The 957-nt window shown below is 58.4% G+C and carries 2 protein-coding genes; both read right to left on the bottom strand.

What is annotated here, in order from left to right:
* Positions 1 to 245 (bottom strand): GlsB/YeaQ/YmgE family stress response membrane protein (locus EN932_RS36945; RefSeq protein ID WP_164890880.1); only part of this gene is annotated, 245 nt, incomplete at its 3' end.
* A 179-nt stretch (positions 246 to 424) separates the two neighbouring features.
* Positions 425 to 826, bottom strand: coding sequence for a hypothetical protein (locus EN932_RS36940; protein ID WP_245465217.1), 402 nt, complete (start codon positions 824 to 826; stop codon positions 425 to 427).
* Positions 827 to 957: the final 131 nt, after the last annotated feature.

Here is a 957-nt window from a genome sequence, read left to right as displayed (position 1 = left end):
AACCGGATGATTAGGAGAAGAACAATCGCGCCGAGGGTGGCATTAACGATCAAGCTTATCGTTCCGCTCCCGAGATGGACGCCTAGGCGGGGCAGCAGCCATTCCCCGATGAACGCGCCGATGATTCCGATTGCGATGTCCCCGATTAGACCAAAGCCAGAGCCCCGCACGATCTTTCCGGCCAACCATCCGGCAATAAGGCCGACCACCAATATGACTATGATGCTCTCGTTCGTCAGATGCATGGTGATCCTCCGGGCCCTCGTTTTGGCTGCGCGATTCCATGTCTGCAACCAGCAACTGGTTCCATAGCCGATCCTCTATCCCAACGAAAGCCAAAGCGCGTCTGTCGTTCGACGCGACCGCCGTGGGACCCAAAGCAATAGGACAATCGACAGCATGATCATCAAATTGCGACCGCTACTTATCGAACCGAGTCAGGGATCAACTTCTGGAAGATCCCTTCGTTCTTCGCCCGCCATGCTTCATCGGCGAGCCACAGATATTCCTGGTCGGGCATCAACGGAACGGCGTTCACATCGGCACTAGAGATGCGCAGGTAAAAGCTGTTTCGCTCCTCATCGACTTGCAGATACCGAAGCGGGACGACGATGCTGTCTTTTCCAGCGATGAAAAATCCGCCTGAGGCAATGACCGCGTAGTCCCATCGGTCCTTCGTCCCGATTACAACGTGCGAATTTCGCCAACGATCTTGTCGCCCGAGCCGAGGGATCTTCAACGTCAGAATCTCGTCGCGCTGGCTTGCGGTGACTCGCCATCGCTGGTCGGCACGGCTGCCTAAGTGGCCGTCGTTGCGGCTCGGCAACAGCCGACATAGCCAGCGCCGGCCGTAGGGTGGCGGCCGAACGCAGGCTTGTCGCTGGGACTCCCCGCCGCGCTTGGAAGCATAGGTTTCACGGCCTCAATGGAAGCGCCTCTGCCGCGACCAGCCTGGCC

The sequence above is a fragment of the Mesorhizobium sp. M7A.F.Ca.US.002.01.1.1 genome, from assembly GCF_004022955.1.
GTDB classification, from domain to species: Bacteria; Pseudomonadota; Alphaproteobacteria; order Rhizobiales; family Rhizobiaceae; genus Mesorhizobium; species Mesorhizobium ciceri.
The sequence above is the reverse complement of the archived record's forward strand: the minus strand, read 5'-3'. Positions and strand labels throughout refer to the sequence as shown.